This is a genomic window from Tepidicella baoligensis (assembly GCF_013432195.1).
Taxonomy (GTDB): domain Bacteria; phylum Pseudomonadota; class Gammaproteobacteria; order Burkholderiales; family Burkholderiaceae_C; genus Tepidicella; species Tepidicella baoligensis.
Genome location: NZ_JACCDB010000008.1, coordinates 58,699 through 75,551 on the forward strand (window position 1 = coordinate 58,699; position 16,853 = coordinate 75,551).

Annotated in this window: 17 protein-coding genes; 9 read left to right on the top strand and 8 right to left on the bottom strand. The window is 67.4% G+C overall.

Annotated features, from left to right (window positions below):
- Position 1 precedes the first annotated feature (1 nt).
- From paaI to HZS63_RS09600, 8 genes are read left to right on the top strand one after another with little or no spacing between them, the layout of a single operon-like run.
- Positions 2-472: a hydroxyphenylacetyl-CoA thioesterase PaaI gene (gene paaI, locus HZS63_RS09565; protein WP_180683815.1), complete on the top strand. Its 471-nt coding sequence runs from the start codon at positions 2-4 to the stop codon at positions 470-472.
- A gap of 42 nt (positions 473-514) precedes the next feature.
- Complete coding sequence (gene paaK / locus HZS63_RS09570; RefSeq protein WP_180683816.1) at positions 515-1,840, top strand: phenylacetate--CoA ligase PaaK; 1,326 nt, start codon at positions 515-517, stop codon at positions 1,838-1,840.
- Between the two features lie 23 nt (positions 1,841-1,863).
- Positions 1,864-2,874 (top strand): 1,2-phenylacetyl-CoA epoxidase subunit PaaA, encoded by a 1,011-nt coding sequence (gene paaA / locus HZS63_RS09575; protein ID WP_180683817.1) that lies wholly within the window; start codon positions 1,864-1,866, stop codon positions 2,872-2,874.
- Positions 2,871-3,185: a 1,2-phenylacetyl-CoA epoxidase subunit PaaB gene (gene paaB, locus HZS63_RS09580; protein WP_180683818.1), complete on the top strand. Its 315-nt coding sequence runs from the start codon at positions 2,871-2,873 to the stop codon at positions 3,183-3,185. The genes paaA and paaB overlap by 4 nt, the downstream gene beginning before the upstream one ends.
- Positions 3,185-4,072, top strand: coding sequence for a 1,2-phenylacetyl-CoA epoxidase subunit PaaC (paaC, locus tag HZS63_RS09585; protein WP_246316273.1), 888 nt, complete (start codon positions 3,185-3,187; stop codon positions 4,070-4,072). The genes paaB and paaC overlap by 1 nt, the downstream gene beginning before the upstream one ends.
- An 11-nt stretch (positions 4,073-4,083) precedes the next feature.
- Positions 4,084-4,611, top strand: coding sequence for a 1,2-phenylacetyl-CoA epoxidase subunit PaaD (gene paaD, locus HZS63_RS09590; RefSeq protein WP_180683819.1), 528 nt, complete (start codon positions 4,084-4,086; stop codon positions 4,609-4,611).
- Position 4,612: 1 nt separating this feature from the next.
- Complete coding sequence (gene paaE / locus HZS63_RS09595) at positions 4,613-5,710, top strand: 1,2-phenylacetyl-CoA epoxidase subunit PaaE (RefSeq protein ID WP_180683820.1); 1,098 nt, start codon at positions 4,613-4,615, stop codon at positions 5,708-5,710.
- 53 nt (positions 5,711-5,763) lie between these two features.
- Complete coding sequence (locus HZS63_RS09600) at positions 5,764-7,002, top strand: tetratricopeptide repeat protein (protein WP_180683821.1); 1,239 nt, start codon at positions 5,764-5,766, stop codon at positions 7,000-7,002.
- 160 nt (positions 7,003-7,162) lie between these two features.
- On the opposite strand, the gene HZS63_RS09605 is transcribed toward HZS63_RS09600, so the two are convergent.
- The 7 genes from HZS63_RS09605 to argS form a co-directional block, all read right to left on the bottom strand.
- Positions 7,163-8,458: a THUMP domain-containing class I SAM-dependent RNA methyltransferase gene (locus HZS63_RS09605; protein WP_180683822.1), complete on the bottom strand. Its 1,296-nt coding sequence runs from the start codon at positions 8,456-8,458 to the stop codon at positions 7,163-7,165.
- A gap of 4 nt (positions 8,459-8,462) precedes the next feature.
- Positions 8,463-10,034, bottom strand: a complete 1,572-nt coding sequence (gene rpoN / locus HZS63_RS09610) for an RNA polymerase factor sigma-54 (protein ID WP_180683823.1) — start codon at positions 10,032-10,034, stop codon at positions 8,463-8,465.
- Between the two features lie 10 nt (positions 10,035-10,044).
- The gene (lptB, locus tag HZS63_RS09615; RefSeq protein WP_180683824.1) at positions 10,045-10,803 is read right to left on the bottom strand and encodes an LPS export ABC transporter ATP-binding protein; all 759 of its coding nucleotides are present in this window, start codon (positions 10,801-10,803) and stop codon (positions 10,045-10,047) included.
- Entirely contained in the window at positions 10,800-11,444 is a 645-nt protein-coding gene (lptA, locus tag HZS63_RS09620; protein ID WP_180683825.1) for a lipopolysaccharide transport periplasmic protein LptA, read from the bottom strand. Before lptA ends, lptB begins: the two co-directional genes overlap by 4 nt.
- A 69-nt stretch (positions 11,445-11,513) precedes the next feature.
- Complete coding sequence (locus HZS63_RS09625; protein WP_180683826.1) at positions 11,514-12,158, bottom strand: thiol:disulfide interchange protein DsbA/DsbL; 645 nt, start codon at positions 12,156-12,158, stop codon at positions 11,514-11,516.
- A 100-nt stretch (positions 12,159-12,258) separates the two neighbouring features.
- Positions 12,259-12,885: an SPOR domain-containing protein gene (locus HZS63_RS09630; protein WP_180683827.1), complete on the bottom strand. Its 627-nt coding sequence runs from the start codon at positions 12,883-12,885 to the stop codon at positions 12,259-12,261.
- An 18-nt stretch (positions 12,886-12,903) separates the two neighbouring features.
- The gene (argS, locus tag HZS63_RS09635) at positions 12,904-14,577 is read right to left on the bottom strand and encodes an arginine--tRNA ligase (protein WP_180683828.1); all 1,674 of its coding nucleotides are present in this window, start codon (positions 14,575-14,577) and stop codon (positions 12,904-12,906) included.
- Between the two features lie 124 nt (positions 14,578-14,701).
- On the opposite strand from argS, the gene speB reads away from it, so the two are divergent.
- Entirely contained in the window at positions 14,702-15,691 is a 990-nt protein-coding gene (gene speB, locus HZS63_RS09640) for an agmatinase (RefSeq protein WP_180683881.1), read from the top strand.
- On the opposite strand, the gene HZS63_RS09645 is transcribed toward speB, so the two are convergent.
- Positions 15,692-16,795 (bottom strand): metal-dependent hydrolase, encoded by a 1,104-nt coding sequence (locus tag HZS63_RS09645; protein WP_180683829.1) that lies wholly within the window; start codon positions 16,793-16,795, stop codon positions 15,692-15,694.
- Positions 16,796-16,853: the final 58 nt, after the last annotated feature.

A 16,853-nucleotide genomic window follows, 5' to 3' on the forward strand; every position in this document is an offset into this window, starting at 1 on the left:
GATGAGCATCCCCGTTCCCACCGATCCGCAGGCCCTGGCCGAAGCCGTGGCGCAGGCCATGTGGTCGCGTGACCACGCCTCTCAAGCCCTGGGCATGCGCATCGAGGCCATCGGCCCCGGCACCGCCACCCTGAGCATGCCGGTGCGTGCCGACATGGTCAACGGCCACGCCATCTGCCACGGCGGCTTCATGTTCACCCTGGCCGACAGCGCCTTCGCCTACGCCTGCAACAGCACCAACCAGAACACCGTGGCGTCGGCCTGTCACATCGACTTCCTGGCCCCCGCCCGCGAGGGCGACGTGCTGGAGGCCGAAGCCGTGGAGCGCTCGGCCAGCGGGCGCACCGGCGTGTACGACATCACCGTGCGGGTGCGCGGCGGCAAGACCGTTGCGCTGTTCCGTGGCAAGAGCTACCGTATCCAGGGCGAGGTGATCGCGGGACTGGCCGCCGCATCCGAACGCCCCGCCTGAGCCGCAACACCGCATTCAACCATTCCCCGCAAGGAGATACGCATGCCCGTCAAACGCCCCGGCCCCGGTGACCTGGAGCCCATCGAAACCGCCAGCCGCGACGAAATCTCGGCGCTGCAGCTGCAGCGCCTGAAGTGGACGCTGAAGCACGCCTACGACCACGTGCCGCTCTACAAGCAGAAGTTCGATGCGGCCGGCGTCCACCCGGATGACCTGAAAACGCTGGCCGATCTGGCCAAATTCCCCTTCACCACCAAGGCCGACCTGCGCGACAACTACCCCTTCGGGATGTTCGCCGTGCCGCGCGAGCAGGTGGTGCGCATCCACGCCTCGTCCGGAACCACCGGCAAGCCGACCGTGGTGGGCTACACCCAGGGCGACATCGACCGCTGGGCCGATTTGGTGGCGCGCTCCATCCGCGCCTCTGGCGGCCGTCCGGGTGACATCGTGCATGTGGCCTACGGCTATGGCCTGTTCACCGGCGGCCTCGGGGCCCACTACGGCGCCGAACGGGCCGGTTGCACCGTTGTTCCCATGTCGGGCGGCCAGACCGAAAAGCAGGTCCAGCTCATCATGGACTTCAAGCCCGACATCATCATGGTCACGCCGTCGTACGCGCTGGTGATTGCCGAGGAGTTCGAGCGTCAGGGCATCCCCCCTGAGCAGATCTCGCTGAAGGTCGGCATTTTCGGGGCCGAGCCCTGGGGTGAGGGCATGCGCGCCGAGATCGAGCGCAAGCTCGGCCTCGACGCGGTGGACATCTACGGCCTGTCCGAAGTCATGGGCCCGGGCGTGGCCAACGAATGCATCGAATCCAAAGACGGCCCGGTGATCTGGGAAGACCATTTCTACCCCGAGATCATCGACCCCGAAACCGGCGAGGTGCTGCCCGACGGCGCCGATGGCGAACTGGTGTTCACCTCGCTCACCAAGGAGGCGATGCCCGTCATCCGCTACCGCACGCGCGACCTCACGCGTCTGCTGCCCCCCACCTCGCGCTCGTTCCGCCGTTTCGGCAAGATCACCGGCCGCAGCGACGACATGCTTATCATCCGCGGCGTCAACGTGTTCCCGACGCAGATCGAGGAACAAATCCTGCGTGACCAGCGGCTGGCCGGCATCTACCAGATCCACCTGAGCCGCGACGGCCACCTCGACAACGTGGCGGTGCAGTGCGAACTGCGGCGCGACCTCATGGGCCGCATCGACGCGGCCGAACGCCAGCAGATCGCCCAGGAGCTGCAGCACCGCATCAAGACCATCATCGGCATCTCCACCCGCGTCACGGTGATGGACGCCGACAGCATTCCGCGCACCCAGACCGGCAAGGCCCGGCGCGTGGTGGACAACCGCCCCAAGCAAGTCTGAGTTCAACCCCCAGGAGAGTCGCCATGTATACGCAATCCTTCAGCGTGCCGGATGACAGCGGCAAGCAGGTCCAGCCGATGGTGGCCAGCGAACCACCGGAGATGCTGGCCCGGTTCGAGGCGCGCATCGACGCCGACGGCCGCATCGAGCCGCAGGACTGGATGCCCGAGGCCTACCGCAAGACCTTGATCCGCCAGATCAGCCAGCACGCGCACAGCGAGATCGTGGGCATGTTGCCCGAAGGCAACTGGATTTCCCGCGCCCCCAGCCTCAAGCGCAAGGCCATCCTGATCGCCAAGGTACAAGACGAGGGCGGCCACGGCCAATACCTCTACAGCGCGGCAGAGACCTTGGGCATCAGCCGCGCCGAGATGCTCGACGCCCTGCACAGCGGCAGGGCCAAGTACAGCTCCATCTTCAACTACCCCACGCTCAACTGGGCCGACGTGGGCGTGATCGGCTGGCTGGTCGATGGCGCCGCCATCATGAACCAGATCCCGCTGTGCCGCTGCAGCTATGGCCCCTACGCCCGTGCCATGATCCGCATCTGCAAGGAAGAGAGCTTTCACCAGCGCCAGGGTTACGAAGCCCTGTTGGTCATGATGAAGGGCACCCAGGCCCAGCGCGACATGGTGCAGGATGCCGTCAACCGCTGGTGGTGGAAGTGCCTGGCCATGTTCGGCCCGCCCGACAGCGACAGCCCGCACACCGCCCAGGGCATGCGCTGGGGCATCAAGCGCATCAGCAACGACGAGCTGCGCCAGAAGTTCATCGACGCCACCGTGCCGCAGGCCGAGGTGCTGGGCGTGACCCTGCCCGACCCGGAGCTGAAGTGGAACGCAGAGCGCGGCCATTACGACTACGGCCAGATCGACTGGGACGAGTTCTGGGCCACCGTCAACGGCCACGGCCCGATGAACAAGCAGCGCCTGGCCACCCGGGTGAAAGCCCACAACGACGGCCAGTGGGTGCGTGACGCCGCCCTGGCCCATGCCCGCAAACAGCAACAACGTGCCCTGAAGGAGGCCGCATGAACACCGCCACCCCCGCCACCACACCCGCCCTGAAAGACTGGCCCCTGTGGGAAGTGTTTGTTCGCAGCAAGCAAGGCCTGGAGCACAAGCACTGCGGCAGCCTGCACGCCAGCGACGCCCAGCACGCCCTGCAGATGGCGCGCGACGTCTACACCCGGCGCCAGGAAGGCGTGAGCATCTGGGTGGTGCCGTCCAAGGCCATCACCGCCAGCGCACCGGACGACAAGGGCGAGTTCTTCGAGCCGGCGGCCGACAAGATCTACCGCCACCCGACCTTCTACGACATCCCTGAAGAAGTGGGGCACATGTGATGAACGCGACCACCACTGTACAGATGACCGAGACCGAGCCAGCGCCGGGCCGCCCCAAGCAGGCGAGCGCCCCCTCGGGGGACAGCGCAGCGCCAACGAGCGCAAGCGTGGGGGCCATTTCCTACCTGCTGCACCTGGCCGACAACGCCGTGGTGCTCGGCCAGCGCAACGCCGAATGGTGCGGTCACGGCCCCGTGATCGAGGAAGACCTGGCCATGGCCAACATCAGCCTGGACCTGATCGGACAGGCCCGCCTGCTCTACCAACAGGTGGCCAGCCGTCTGGGCGGTGACGTGACCGAGGACACCCTGGCCTATTTCCGCGACGACACGGCTTTCCGCAACTACACCTTGTTGGAGCTACCCCACCACGGCCCCCTCGTGGGTTACGCCAAGACCGATCTGGACTACGCCACCACCATCGTGCGCAACTTCCTCTACAGCGCGCTGATGGTGCTGGTGTGGGAGGCGCTGCAGCGTTCCAGCGACGCCGACCTGGCCGCCATCGCCGCCAAGTCGCTCAAGGAAACGCGCTACCACCTGCGCCATTCGCGCGACTGGCTGGTGCGCATGGGCGACGGCACCGACGAATCGCATGCCCGGGCTCAGGCCGCGCTCGACCACCTCATGCCCTATACCCAGGAGTTCTGGGCCGACAGCCCGGTGGAGGCCGCCGCTGCCGAAGCCGGCCTGGGGGTGGATGTGAAGGGCCTGCGTCCACAGTGGGACGCGATCGTGGACGACGCCCTGGCCGAAGCCACGCTCAAGCGCTCCCCGGCCACCGGCTATGTGCCCCAGGGCAAGAACGGCCTGCATTCCGAACACCTCAGCTATCTGTTGGCCGAGATGCAGTGCCTGGCCCGTGCCCACCCGGGCGCCCAGTGGTGAGCACCTGAGCCATGAGCCAGATCGTCGAGCGCGTGTGGGCCGAGCTGGACCGCCTCAGCGATCCAGAAATCCCCGTCATCACCCTGCGGGAGATGGGCATCCTGCGAGACGTGCGTGAAACCCCCGAGGGTGTCGAGGTGGTGATCACGCCCACCTACAGCGGGTGTCCGGCCATGGGGCAGATCGAGGACGACGTGCGGGCCACGTTGCAGCGCCTGGGTGTGGGCGCGCGCGTGGTGACCCAGCTCTCTCCTGCCTGGACCACCGACTGGATGTCCGACGCCGCCCGGGAGAAGCTGCGAGCCTACGGTATCGCGCCCCCACAGGGCCGCTGTGCCAGCGACGCCGCGAGCCACCAGGCATCCGCCCACGTGCTGCGCTTCGTGCGCCCTGCGGCCCAGCCCGCGCCAGAGGTGCCATGCCCCCATTGCGGTTCCCGGCACACGGTCGAAACCTCGCATTTCGGCTCCACCGCCTGCAAGGCGCTCTACAAATGCCTGGACTGCCAGGAACCCTTCGACTACTTCAAACCGTACTGACATGACCGCTCCCCGTTTCCACGAACTCACCGTCAAGCGGGTCAACCCCGAAGCCGCGGGCGCGGTGGCCATCACCTTCGAGGTCCCCCCCGCCCACCGTGACGCCTTTGCCTTCGAGCCCGGCCAATTCCTGACGCTGCGCGCCCAGGTCAACGGCCAGGAGCTGCGCCGCAATTATTCGATCAGCAGCCCGCGCAGCCGCTACCTGTGCAGCGGCGAGCTGGAGATCGGCATCCGCCCCGTCGAAGGGGGGGTATTCTCCAACTGGGCGGTCACGGCCATCCGGGTCGGTGACACCCTCAGCGTTCTGCCACCAGATGGCCGTTTCACCGTCAAGAAGGCACGCGCCATTCACCGCGTGGGCTTTGCCGCCGGCTCGGGCATCACGCCCATCCTGTCGATCGCGGCCAGCACGCTGGAGGAACAGCCCGAATCCAAGTTCACCCTGGTCTATGGCAACCGCCGCATGAGCAGCGTGATGTTCAACGAGGCGTTGCAGGACCTCAAGGACCGCTACCCGGACCGCTTCACCATGATCCACATCCTCTCGCGCCAGGCGCAGGAAGTGGACCTGCTGCAGGGCCGTATCGACAAGCAGAAAGTGCTCGATATCGTGGCCGCGCTGCTGCCGGCCAAGAGCATGGACGAGGTCTTCATCTGTGGTCCCGAGGCCATGATCGAAGCCACCGAGCAGGGCCTTCTCGAGGCAGGCGTGCCGGCCAACCGCATCTATACCGAGCGTTTCACCACCGGCGCCGCCATGGCCGCCAAGGTGCAGGCCGACATCGATGCCAAGCCCCACAAGGTGGATGCGGCCAAAGGCATCAAGTTGACCGTGGTGCTGGACGGCAAGCAGCACGAGATGGGGCTGGGCCGCGACGAACACGTGCTCGACGCGGCGCTCGACGCCGGGCTGGACCTGCCCTATTCCTGCAAGGCCGGCGTGTGCTGCACCTGTCGCGGCAAAGTGCTGGAGGGCAAGGTGGCCATGGACAAGAACTTCACCCTCGAAGCCGACGAGATGGCGCAGGGCTTCGTGCTCACCTGCCAGGCCAAGGCGCTGACCGACCGGCTGGTGGTGAGTTTCGACGAGCGCTGAGCGATTTCGGGTAGGGCCGGGGTGGGGGGCGGTGCCCGCTACACTCGGAAGTTATGCAACCCGACACCATCGAGCAAGCCCGGCAGGCTTTTCTGGCCGGGGTGGCCCGCTTCGAACAAGGCGATGCGCCGGGTGCCGAGGCGGCTTTTGCCCAGGCCCTGCGGCTTGCCCCCGGCCGCCCTTCGGTGTTGCTGAACCTGGGGCTCACCCGGGTCCATCTGCAACGCTACACCGAGGCGCTGGCCCCCTTGCGCGAGGCGCTCGCCGCGAACCCGCAGGCCGCCGATGGCTGGGCCGCTCTGGGCGTGGCCTGCAGCGCGCTCGGGCACTGGGCCGAAGCCCTTGCGGCGCTGGAGCGTGCCCTGTCCTTGGGGCTGGCCCACGACGACTTGCGCCTGCGCCGTGCCCGTGCCCTGGCCCGCCTGGGCCGGGTGGCCGAGGCCGTCGCAGCCTATCGGGAACTGCTGGCAATCACCCCTGTTTTGGCCGATGCCTGGGTCGAGCTGGGCGAGCTGCACCGCGAATCGGGGGCGCATGCGCTGGCAGCCGACTGCTACCGGCAAGGGCTGACGCATGGGGCCGACCCCACGCTCACGGGCTATTTGCTCGCCGCCGTTACGCGCGAGGGCCAGGTTCCCCGGCCGCCGCGGGCTTATGTGCAGACCCTGTTCGACCAGTACGCCGACGATTTCGACGCCCATCTGGTGGGCACCCTCGGCTATCAGGGTCACCGGGTGCTGGTGCAAAGACTGCCGGAAGCGGTGCCGTCCCGGCTGCTGCGTGTGCTGGATGTGGGTTGCGGCACCGGCCTGTGTGCTCCGCTGGTGCGGCAGCGCGCGGCGCACCTCACCGGCGTGGACCTCTCTGCCGAGATGGTGGCCAAGGCACGGCAGCGTGGCCTCTACGACGAGTTGATCGTAGGCGACTTGCACGAGGTGCTGGCCGACACCCCGCAACGCTTCGACCTGGTGCTGGCGGCCGACGTCTTCATTTATGTGGGGGAGCTCGAATCGGTGTTCGAGCGGTTGGCCGCGTGCATGACGCCCGGGGGGTGGCTGGCATTCACCGTCGAGCGTGGCACACCGGGCAGCGGCGCCGAACTCCAGCCCAGCCTGCGCTACACCCATGCCCCCGATTACATCGCCGCCCTGGCGCAGCGTCATGGGTTCCGCGGCGAGGCGTGTTTCACCGAACCGATTCGCCATGACCAGCAAAGGCCCCTGCTCGCCGACTACCACTATCTGCAGCACAGCGGACAAAAAAAACCCGGCTCTAGAGGAGCCGGGTTGTAAGCCTTTTTGCTGTCACACACAAAGGCACCCGCTCAGGGAGGAAAAGCGGGGGGCCGTCGCTAAACGGCCCGCCTGAAGTATATGACAAGCCAGGCGCCGATGGCAACAAGATGGTCGAAAATATTTTTGTGATAAATGTGCTCGCGTTCTGGATGCGGGATCATGCGGCATCGGCAGGTGTGTGGGGGCCAGAGGCGCGCCCGGCGATGATGTCGAACCGGAACAGCCGGCATTCGATCGGGCCGTTCCACAGCGGGACCCGGCGCGAGGCCTTGAACCGCATCTTGCTCGGGAGTTGCAGATCGGGGGTGAGCAGCCAGCCGGTCCAGCCGCTGTAGTGCTTTTTCCAGTGGCTGGCCAACTGGTCGAAGAAGGCGTTGTTTTCGCTGCCGTCGGCGTGCCGGGCCGCCTCGCGCCCGCCGGCCGACGTGGACGAGCCCGAGGCGCGGCGCTGGTGCGCCGACTGGCCCGCCACGCCCGCCGCGGCGATGCGCTCGCCGTAGGGCGGGTTGAGCAGCAGCACGCCGGGTGTCGGGCTGGGCGGCAGGCGCTGCAAGGCGTCACCGCCCCGAAACTCGATGGCGTGGGCCACGCCGGCCCGCTCGGCGTTGCGGCGCGCGAAATCGACCATGCGGAACGCCACGTCACTGCCGAAGACGAAAGGCTGGCCCGCGGGCCACGGGCGTTGTGCCTGCACCGCCTGCTCGCGCAGGGCCTGCCAGACATGGGCCTGGTAGGGCAGCAGCTTGTCGAAGGCGAAGCGGCGTTGCAGGCCGGGCGCGATGTTCAGCGCCATCTGGGCCGCTTCGATGGGGATCGTGCCGCTGCCACAACACGGGTCGTACAGGGGGACCGGGCGGCCGTCGTCTGCCCAGCCGGTCCAGCCCGTGGCGGCGATCATGGCGGCGGCCAGGGTCTCCTTGAGGGGGGCATCGCCCTTGTCCTCGCGCCAGCCCCGCTTGAACAGGGGCTCGCCCGAGGTGTCGATGTACAGGTGCACGGTGTCGGTGGTGAGGTGGGCGAACAGCCGGACATCGGGGCGCGCGGTGTCCACGCTGGGGCGCTCCCCCCGGCGTTCGCGCAGGCGGTCGCACACGGCGTCCTTGACGCGCAGCGCGGCGAAGTTGAGGCTTTTCAGCGGGCTGTGCTGGGCCGTGATTTCGACCTTGATGGTCTGACGCGGCGTGAACCAGATTTCCCAGGCGATCTCGTGTGCGGCGCGGTAGATGTCGTGCTCGTCCCGATAGGGCTGGCGGGCCAGCCGCACCAGCACCCGTTGCGCCAGGCGGCTGTGCAGGTTCAGTGCCAGGGCGTCACGCCAGCTGGCCTCCAGGGCCACGCCCCCGCGGGAGGTCTGCATGGCGGCCTGGGGCACGCCGGTGAGGCGTTCGACCTCCTGGGCCAGATAGCTTTCGACCCCGGCGGCGCAGGGCAGGAACAGGGAGAGGGGCGTCATGGGTTCAGAGCGACTTGCGCAGATTGGCGGGCGCGATCTTCAGCGCCTCGCGGTATTTGGCGACGGTGCGGCGCGCACACTCGATGCCCTGCTCCTTGAGCAGGTCGGAAATCTGATGGTCGCTCAGCGGCTTCCTGGGGTCTTCGCTGGCCACGAGCTGTTTGATGAGGGCGCGCACGGCGGTGCTGGAGGCGTTGCCGCCGGTTTCGGTGCCGAGAGCGGAGCCGAAGAAGTATTTGAGTTCGTAAGTCCCGAAGGGCGTGGCCATGTATTTGGCGGTGGTCACGCGGCTGATGGTGGATTCGTGCAGGCCGAGCTCGTCGGCAATCTCACGCAACACCAGCGGGCGCATGGCCAGCTCGCCATGCAGGAAAAAGCTGCGCTGCCGCTCGACGATGGCGCTGGCCACGCGCAGGATGGTGTCGAAGCGTTGCTGGATGTTCTTGATGAACCAGCGCGCTTCCTGCAGGCGTTGCTGCAAGCCGGCACTGGATGCATCGCCGCGGCTGCCGCGCAGCGCGTTGGCATAGATGTCTTGCACCCGCAGGCGGGGCATCACGTCGGGGTTGAGCTGGACCTTGAAGCCCCGGCCCTGGGGCGTGACGATCACGTCCGGCACCACGGCCTGCCGCGACACGTCGGCGAAGCGGCGGCCAGGCTTGGGTTCGAGGCGCGCGATCCGTGCCAGGGCGGCGCGGGCGGTGTCTTCGGGGCAGTGGCACAGCTGCGCCAGACGCCGGGCGTCGCGACGCGCCAGCAGTTCCAGCGGTTGGTCGCACATGGCCAGTGCCGCCTGGGCTTCGGGGCTGTTGCGCCATTCCAGGATTTGCAGCTTCAGGCATTCGGCGAGATGGCGCGCCCCCACGCCCGTCGGCTCCATGTGCTGCAACCAGTGCAATGCGGTGCGCAGGGTCTGTAGCCAGTGCTCTTGGCGCGCGGCCTGTGCCTCGGCGTCGAGGTGCAAGCGACGGATCTGCAACTCCTGCGTCAGCAGGGCCTGGGCAATGGCTTCCAGGGGTTCGGGCAGGTAGCCGTCCTCGTCGAGGGATTCGATCAGGAAAAACAGGGCACTGCGCTCGTCGTCATTGAGGCGCAGCGCCAGGGCTTGTTCGTGCAGATGGGCTTGCAGGGTCAAGGGCTCGCTGGCCAGATCGGCCGCCGTGGCGCTGTCGTCCTCGTCGCGCGCGCCGCTGCGGGGCGGGGCCTCGCCCCCCCACTCGCCATCGTCCGGGCGCATCTCGACGCTGCCATCACCTTCCCAGCCGGACTCCAGGGCGCTGAAATCTCCGACGGTCTCGATGTCGGTGGTCGGCTCCATCGCCGCGGCGGTGTTGTCGGCTTCGGACCATTCGACCAGCCGATCGCCCAGACTCACCGGGGCATCGGCCTGCTCCAGCCCGAAAGCCTCGCGTTCGGCCTCCTCTGGGGCGCGTTCGAGGAAAGGGTTTTCGTCGAGCATTTGCTCGACCTCCTGCGCCATTTCCAGCGTGCTCAGTTGCAGCAGGCGGATCGACTGCTGCAACTGGGGCGTCAGCGCCAGGTGCTGGGAGACGCGCAGCGACAGCCCTTGCTTCATGCGCCGGGTCTCACATGCGGAAGTGTTCGCCGAGATAGACCCGGCGCACGTCCGGGTTCTCGACGATCTCGGTGGGCGTGCCTTGGGCCAGCACCCGGCCGTCGCTGATGATGCAGGCGTGGTCGCAGATGCCCAGCGTTTCGCGCACGTTGTGGTCGGTGATGAGCACGCCGATGCCGCGATCTTTCAAAAAGCCGATGATGCGCTGGATCTCGATCACCGCGATCGGGTCGATGCCGGCGAAGGGTTCGTCGAGCAGAATGAAGCGGGGTGAGGTGGCCAGCGCGCGTGCGATCTCGACGCGCCGGCGTTCGCCGCCCGACAGCGCCGGGGCGGGCGAATGGCGCAGGTGTTCCACATGCAGGTCTTGCAGCAGCGTGGTCAGGCGCCTCTCGATCTCGGCACGGCTGAGGGGGTGGCCTTGCGCATCGAGCTGCAGCTCCAGCACCGCACGCACGTTTTCCTCCACCGTGAGCTTGCGAAAGATCGAGGCTTCCTGCGGCAGATAACCCAGACCCATCAGCGCGCGGCGGTGGATGGGCAAGCGGTGGATGGGGTGGTCGTCGAGCCAGATCTCGCCGGCGTCGGCACGGATCAGCCCGACGATCATGTAGAACGAGGTGGTCTTGCCCGCGCCGTTGGGCCCCAGCAGGCCGACCACCTCGCCGCTGCGCACGGTCAGCGACACGTCTTTGACCACCGGGCGCCGACCGTAGGCTTTTTGCAAGCCGCGTGCCACGAGCTGGCTGGAGCGGGTGGAGGCCGTCACTGGCGCGGCTCCACCCGGGTGCTCGGTTGCAGCGGCACGGCGGGCGATGGGGTGGGGGGGGCTGCGTCGGCCGGTGGCGGTGGCGTCAGCATGGCGCGCACGCGACCACTGGGGTTGTCCGGCGTGGCGCCGCGAGGGCCTGCGCCATCGACGGAGAACGTCTCGCGAGCACCGTCGTAGACGATGGTGGCGCCCAGCGTCTGGTCGTTGAGCGTCGTGCCGCGATAGCGGCGCAACACCGCGTGACCGATCAAGCGCACGGTTTCGGTACGGCTGTCGTATTCGATGCGCAACGCTTCGCCCTCGATGTACTCGTCCAGTCCTTCGCGTTTTTGCCGGAAGAAAGCGCGGTTGTCGGCGCTGCCCAAGACCACGCCGAATTGATGGCCCTCAGGATCCTGCCGCACGTCCACGCGCTGCCCCCGGATCACGATGGTTCCCTTGGTGATCACGACGTTGCCAGTGAACACGCTGGTCTGCTGGACATCGTCGTAGCGCAGCGCGTCGGCTTCGATGTTCATGGGCTGCAGCCGATCGGCACGCTCGGCCCAGACCGGGGCAGCCACCAGGGCCAGCGATAGCCAGAGGGCATGGGCCACTGCGCGAGCGGGCCGCGACGAACGATGAAGGGCAGAGGTCATGGTCGGCACGGAAATTGCATTTGATTGGCTTTCATTGTAGCCAACCCCCGTGCCGACGGGGCAACGGCGTCAGCCTTTGCGGGCTTCGGCGATCAGCGCATTGGCCACCAGCACCGTCCGGGCGGCCTGGCCGGGGATGTAGTAGCGTCCCGCGATACCCAGTGCGGGGGTGCCCTCCACCTCGTAGGCGTCCTGCATCTGGGTGGCGCGCCGCACCTTGCCGGTGACGGCAAATGAGCTGTAGACCTGTGTGAACTGGGCCTTGTCCAGACCGTTGCGCTGGGCCCACTGGGCGATGGCGTCGGCGTTGTTCAGGCGCTGGCGGTCTTCGTGGATGGCCTTGAACACGAGCTCATGGTGGGTGTCGAGTTTGTCCATCGCCTCCAGCGTGTAGTAGAGGCGTTGCAGCGGTTCGAAGGCGGCGTTGAAACCGACCGGGTTGCGCCGCACGGCCACGTCTGGCCCCAGCGTCTTGAGCCACCCCTTGAACACGGGCACGAAGTTGTAGCAATGGACGCAGCTGTAGGCAAAGAACTCGACCACCTCGATCTTGCCGGGCGGGGCGTCCACCGGCGCGGGCCGACTCAGGCGGCGGTAATCGCTGCCCTCGCGAAAGCCGGTGACCTGTGCCTGGGCGAACATGGGCACGACCGAGCCCGCGGCGGTCAGGGCGGTGAGGCCGAGAGCGGCTTGGGAAAAACGTCTTCTTTGCATGAGCGGATTCTCCTGTCTGACTGGGCAGCGCGTCATCGATGTGGTTGGGCGGCACGGGAGCGGGAAAAGTTCCTCACCGTCGCTGCCGATCGCAGCCGCCTCAGCGCTGTACCCGCACCAAGGCGGTTTCGAAGCCCTGGCCCTGCACACGCTGCTCCATCACTTCGGCGTCGATCTTGCGCTGGAAAGGCCCCAGCCGTACACGGAATACCGGCCTGCCGGCCTGCTCCCGTTCGCTCACGCCCGCTTCGAAGCCCAGCATGGCGAGCCGGGCGCGCTGGGCCTCGGCCTCGTCGCCGTTGCGGAAGGCTCCGACCTGCACGTAATAGATGAAGGGGTCCACCAGCGGCGGCGCTTCCACGCTGGCCACCCCACCGGGGCTGCCCGCCGTCCGCTGTTCGATCAACTGGCCGATGGGGTCTTGGTCACTGGCCGGGGGCAAGGGGGTGCCGGGCAGTGCCGGCGTGGGTGTGGGGGCAGGCGCCGGTGCGGCAGCAGGCGCCGAGGGTCGGCTGGAGAGTGCAGCGTTGGGATTCCATTGCCGGTTGCGTTCGGCTTCGACGGCGTCGGCGCTGGGTGGCCGCTGTACGCCGCGATCCACCAAGGGGACCGGAACCTTGGTCACGTACACGGCCACGACCAAGGCCACCGCCAGGCCTACCAGCAAACCGGCGATGAAACCGAGGATCGTGCCGCCCCGTTGAGGGGGGGTTTTGCGTGTTTTCATGAGGCGGGTCTGCCTTCCCTACATTTTTTGTGGCGCGCTCACCCCGAGCACGGCCAAGCCATTGTGCAACACCTGCGCGGTGGCGGCCACCAGCGCCAGGCGGGCGCGCTTGACCGTCTCGTCGTCCACCAAAATACGTTCCGCATCGTAGTAGCTGTGGTAAGCGGCGGCCAGTTCGCGCAGGTAGAAGGTCACATCGTGCGGGGCAAAGTCCTGCGCGGCGGCGGTGAGCATCTCGGGGTATTTGGCGAGTTGCAACATCAAAGCCTGGGCCTGGGGGCCTTGCAGGACGCTCAGGTCTGCGTCTTTCAGGCTGGCCGGATCTCCTCCCCAGGCGGCCAACACCGAGCAGATGCGTGCGTGGGCGTACTGCACGTAGTACACCGGGTTGTCGTTGTTTTGCTGGATCGCCAGGTCCACATCGAAGGTGTATTCGGTGTCGGGCTTGCGGCTGAGCAGGAAAAAGCGCACCGCATCTTTGCTGGTCCACTCGATCAGGTCGCGCAGCGTCACATAGCTGCCGGCGCGCTTGCTGATCTTGACCTCTTGTCCGCCGCGCACCACCCGCACCATGGTGTGCAGCACGTAGTCCGGATAGCCGGGCGGGATGCCGACGCCGGCGGCCTGCAGTCCGGCGCGCACACGGGCAATGGTGCCGTGGTGGTCGGTGCCCTGGATGTTGATGACCTTGGTGAAGCCGCGCTCCCACTTGGTGATGTGGTAGGCCACGTCGGGCACGAAGTAGGTGTACGTGCCGTCGGACTTGCGCATCACGCGGTCCTTGTCGTCACCGTATTCGGTGGTGCGCAGCCACAGCGCGCCGTCGCGCTCGTAGGTCTTGCCGGCGGCGATCAGCCTTTGCACCGTCTGCTCGACGCGGCCGCTGCTGTACAGGCTGGACTCCAGGTAGTACTGGTCGAATCTGACCTGAAAGGCTTGCAGATCCAGATCCTGCTCGCGCCGCAGGTAGGCCACGGCGAATTGTCGGATGCCATCGAGGTCGTTGACGTCCCCGCTGGCGGTGAACTCGCGGTCATCGGCTTTGACCGTCTTTTGGGCAAGGAAATCGTTGGCGATGTCCTGGATGTAGTCGCCGTTGTAAGCGGTCTCGGGCCATTCGGCATCACCGGGTTTGAAGCCCTGCGCACGCAACTGGGTGGATCTGGCCAGGATGTCGATCTGCACGCCTGCGTCGTTGTAATAGAACTCTCGGTGCACGGCCCAGCCCTGGGTGGCGAACAGGTTGCAGATGGCGTCACCCAGTGCGGCCTGGCGGCCGTGGCCCACATGCAACGGGCCGGTCGGGTTGGCGGAGACGAATTCCACCAGCACGCGCTGCCCGTTGGGGGGCTGTTGCCCGTAGGCAGGGCCGGCGGCCAACACCTCGCGCACCACTTCCTGTTTGGCGGCGGGCTTGAGGCGGATGTTGATGAAGCCGGGGCCGGCGATTTCCAGCGCTTGAACCCAGCGCTGGTAGGCCGCGTGGGCCTGCAGGGCGTCGATCAGCTGTTGCGCCAGCTGCCGCGGGTTGGCCTTCAGGGGCTTGGCCAGTTGCATGGCGGCGGTGCAGGCAAGGTCGCCGTGCGCGGCCTGTTTGGGGGTTTCGAACGCGGCTTTCGCCCCTGCGCCGGGGGACAGGTGTTCCAGCTCGGCAGACAAGGCGGCGAGCAGTTCGTGTTTGACGGAGAGCATGGGCAACGATTTTAGGGGGTCGTGCGGTCAATCCGCGAGATCAATCCGCGAGATGGTCATGAAGCCGTGATGGTCCTGAAGATATGAGATCATCATGGGACTGCTCTCAAGTCGCGTCGTACCGATGACCGCAACCACCCCCCCTTCCGTCGTTCCTGCGCCGCAGGCCGGCGACAGCGCCATCCGCCGTTGCACTCCTTATGGCAGCTGGCCCGAAAACACCTATGCGGGCGTGCTCAGCTTCATGCGGCGCAACTACACGCGCGAACTTGCCGGTGCCGACGTGGTGATCTCGGGCATCCCGCTCGACCTGGCCACCACCTTCCGGCCCGGTGCGCGGCTGGGCCCGGCGGCGGTGCGCGCGGCCAGCGTGCAGCTCGCGGAACTCAAGCCCTTTCCCTGGGGGTTCGACCCCTTCGACACCCTGGCCGTGGTGGACGCCGGCGACTGCTGGTTCGATGCCCATCACCCGCTGACCATTCCTGAAACGATCCGCCAGCACGCGCGGCACATCCTCGCCTCGGGGGCGCGCATGCTCACGCTGGGCGGCGACCACTACATCAGCTATCCGCTGCTGCAGGCGCACGTGGAAAAGCACGGGGGCCCCCTGTCGCTCATCCACTTCGACGCGCACTGCGACACCTGGCCCGACGACAGCCCCGACTCCCTCAACCACGGCACCATGTTCTACAAGGCCGTCAAGGAGGGGTTGATCGACCCGGCGCGGTCGGTGCAGATCGGCATCCGCACTTGGAACGACGATTTCATGGGCATGCAGGTGATCGATGCGCCCAGCGTGCACCGGCTGGGTGCCGCGGCCGTGCTGCAACGGGTGCTCGAGATCGTGGGCGACCGCCCCGCCTACCTCACCTTCGACATCGATTGCCTGGACCCGGCGCATGCCCCGGGCACCGGCACGCCGGTGCCCGGCGGGTTGACCAGCGCGCAGGCGCTGGAGATCGTGCGCGGCCTCACACCGGTGAACCTCGTGGGCATGGACGTGGTGGAGGTGTCGCCGCCCTACGATCAGAGCGAAATCACCGCCCTGGCCGCGGCGCACGTGGCCGCCGATCTGCTGTGCGTGCTGGCCGCCCAAAAGCGGGCGACGGCTTGATCAGGGCAGCCGGGGCACCGAGGGCTGGGGCAGCGTTGCCTCGATCGGATGGCCGCCTCCGCTGGGCGCTGGCCTGGGCGTGGGCCGTTGGGCCAGGGCCTCGCTGAGCGGGGGCAAGTCCTGGCCTTGCAACCGGGCCCACAGCCAGGACAAGCCGATGTCCAGATCCGTCCGGTGCCCGATGCGCACAGCCGGTGCCGGGGGTTCGCCAGCGGCGAGCGGGGGGCCGAGGTTGAACTCAAAGTAGTAATGCGGCTCCTGGCCCATGCGCAGGTCCGCCAGCCACAGGTTGCCATCGACCACGCGCAGCCGGTAAAAGCCGCCGCTGAAGCGCGCGACGCGTTGCACATGGGGGTGGTCGGCATGGGCCCGCAAGGCTTCGGCTCCCCGGGGGTGGCTGTGGAAGGCGATCGGGCGGCCACGGTCGAGCAGGGCGTAATAGCCTTCGTGGTAGCGTTCCTCGTCCACCGCGACCACGCGCCACAGCAGGGTGGTGAACGGAGCGGGGGTGACCAGTACCTGCTCCGCCGGCAGGCCGTGCTGGGCCAACGACGCCCGTGCGTGCTGGGTGACCCACCCCTGAGCGGCCACGCTCCAGCCCAGGTACAGGGTGCTGACGGTCAGGGCCAGTGTGTTTGCGCGCAGGCCCCCCGCTCGCCAGGTGAGCGCCAGCACCACCCCGATCAGCAGTGGCAGGGTATAGGCCGGGTCGATGATGAACACGCTGCCGACGCCATAGGCCGTATCGGTGAAGGGCAGCAGCAACTGCGTGCCGTAAACGGTGAACGCATCCAGCAACGCATGGGTGGTGAGGACCAGGAACATGGCGAGCCACCAACGGCGCCACTGGGCCATTTCACCGTGCAGGCGCGCCACCAGCCACGCCAGCGGGAAGGCGGCGAGCAGGTGATAGAACAGCGCGTGGGTTTCGGCACGGTGCAGCACCATGTTGAGCACGGCATCGCCGTGGTCCAGCAGCGCGTCCAGGTCGGGCAGTGTGCCCACGATGCCGCCCCACAGCGCGGCCTTCCAGACGGCCGTGCGTCGCCCCATCACGGCCATGCTGACCGAGGCGCCCAGGGCGATTTGCGTGAGCGAATCCATGGTGTGTGCTTCTGTGCTTGATCAGCCCCGATGGTATGCGGGCTTCGATGCCCCCACA

Excerpts from the sequence above, each read along its gene's own strand:
- paaK (WP_180683816.1), top strand. The coding sequence starts at position 515 with ATGCCCGTCAAACGCCCCGGCCCCGGTGACCTGGAGCCCATCGAAACC.
- HZS63_RS09625 (WP_180683826.1), bottom strand. The coding sequence starts at position 12,158 with ATGCAAAGAAGACGTTTTTCCCAAGCCGCTCTCGGCCTCACCGCCCTG.
- lptA (WP_180683825.1), bottom strand. The coding sequence starts at position 11,444 with ATGACCTCTGCCCTTCATCGTTCGTCGCGGCCCGCTCGCGCAGTGGCC.
- paaA (WP_180683817.1), top strand. The coding sequence starts at position 1,864 with ATGTATACGCAATCCTTCAGCGTGCCGGATGACAGCGGCAAGCAGGTC.
- paaC (WP_246316273.1), top strand. The coding sequence starts at position 3,185 with ATGAACGCGACCACCACTGTACAGATGACCGAGACCGAGCCAGCGCCG.
- paaE (WP_180683820.1), top strand. The coding sequence starts at position 4,613 with ATGACCGCTCCCCGTTTCCACGAACTCACCGTCAAGCGGGTCAACCCC.
- paaB (WP_180683818.1), top strand. The coding sequence starts at position 2,871 with ATGAACACCGCCACCCCCGCCACCACACCCGCCCTGAAAGACTGGCCC.
- rpoN (WP_180683823.1), bottom strand. The coding sequence starts at position 10,034 with ATGAAGCAAGGGCTGTCGCTGCGCGTCTCCCAGCACCTGGCGCTGACG.
- paaI (WP_180683815.1), top strand. The coding sequence starts at position 2 with ATGAGCATCCCCGTTCCCACCGATCCGCAGGCCCTGGCCGAAGCCGTG.
- HZS63_RS09600 (WP_180683821.1), top strand. The coding sequence starts at position 5,764 with ATGCAACCCGACACCATCGAGCAAGCCCGGCAGGCTTTTCTGGCCGGG.
- HZS63_RS09645 (WP_180683829.1), bottom strand. The coding sequence starts at position 16,795 with ATGGATTCGCTCACGCAAATCGCCCTGGGCGCCTCGGTCAGCATGGCC.
- argS (WP_180683828.1), bottom strand. The coding sequence starts at position 14,577 with ATGCTCTCCGTCAAACACGAACTGCTCGCCGCCTTGTCTGCCGAGCTG.
- speB (WP_180683881.1), top strand. The coding sequence starts at position 14,702 with ATGACCGCAACCACCCCCCCTTCCGTCGTTCCTGCGCCGCAGGCCGGC.
- HZS63_RS09605 (WP_180683822.1), bottom strand. The coding sequence starts at position 8,458 with ATGACGCCCCTCTCCCTGTTCCTGCCCTGCGCCGCCGGGGTCGAAAGC.
- HZS63_RS09630 (WP_180683827.1), bottom strand. The coding sequence starts at position 12,885 with ATGAAAACACGCAAAACCCCCCCTCAACGGGGCGGCACGATCCTCGGT.
- paaD (WP_180683819.1), top strand. The coding sequence starts at position 4,084 with ATGAGCCAGATCGTCGAGCGCGTGTGGGCCGAGCTGGACCGCCTCAGC.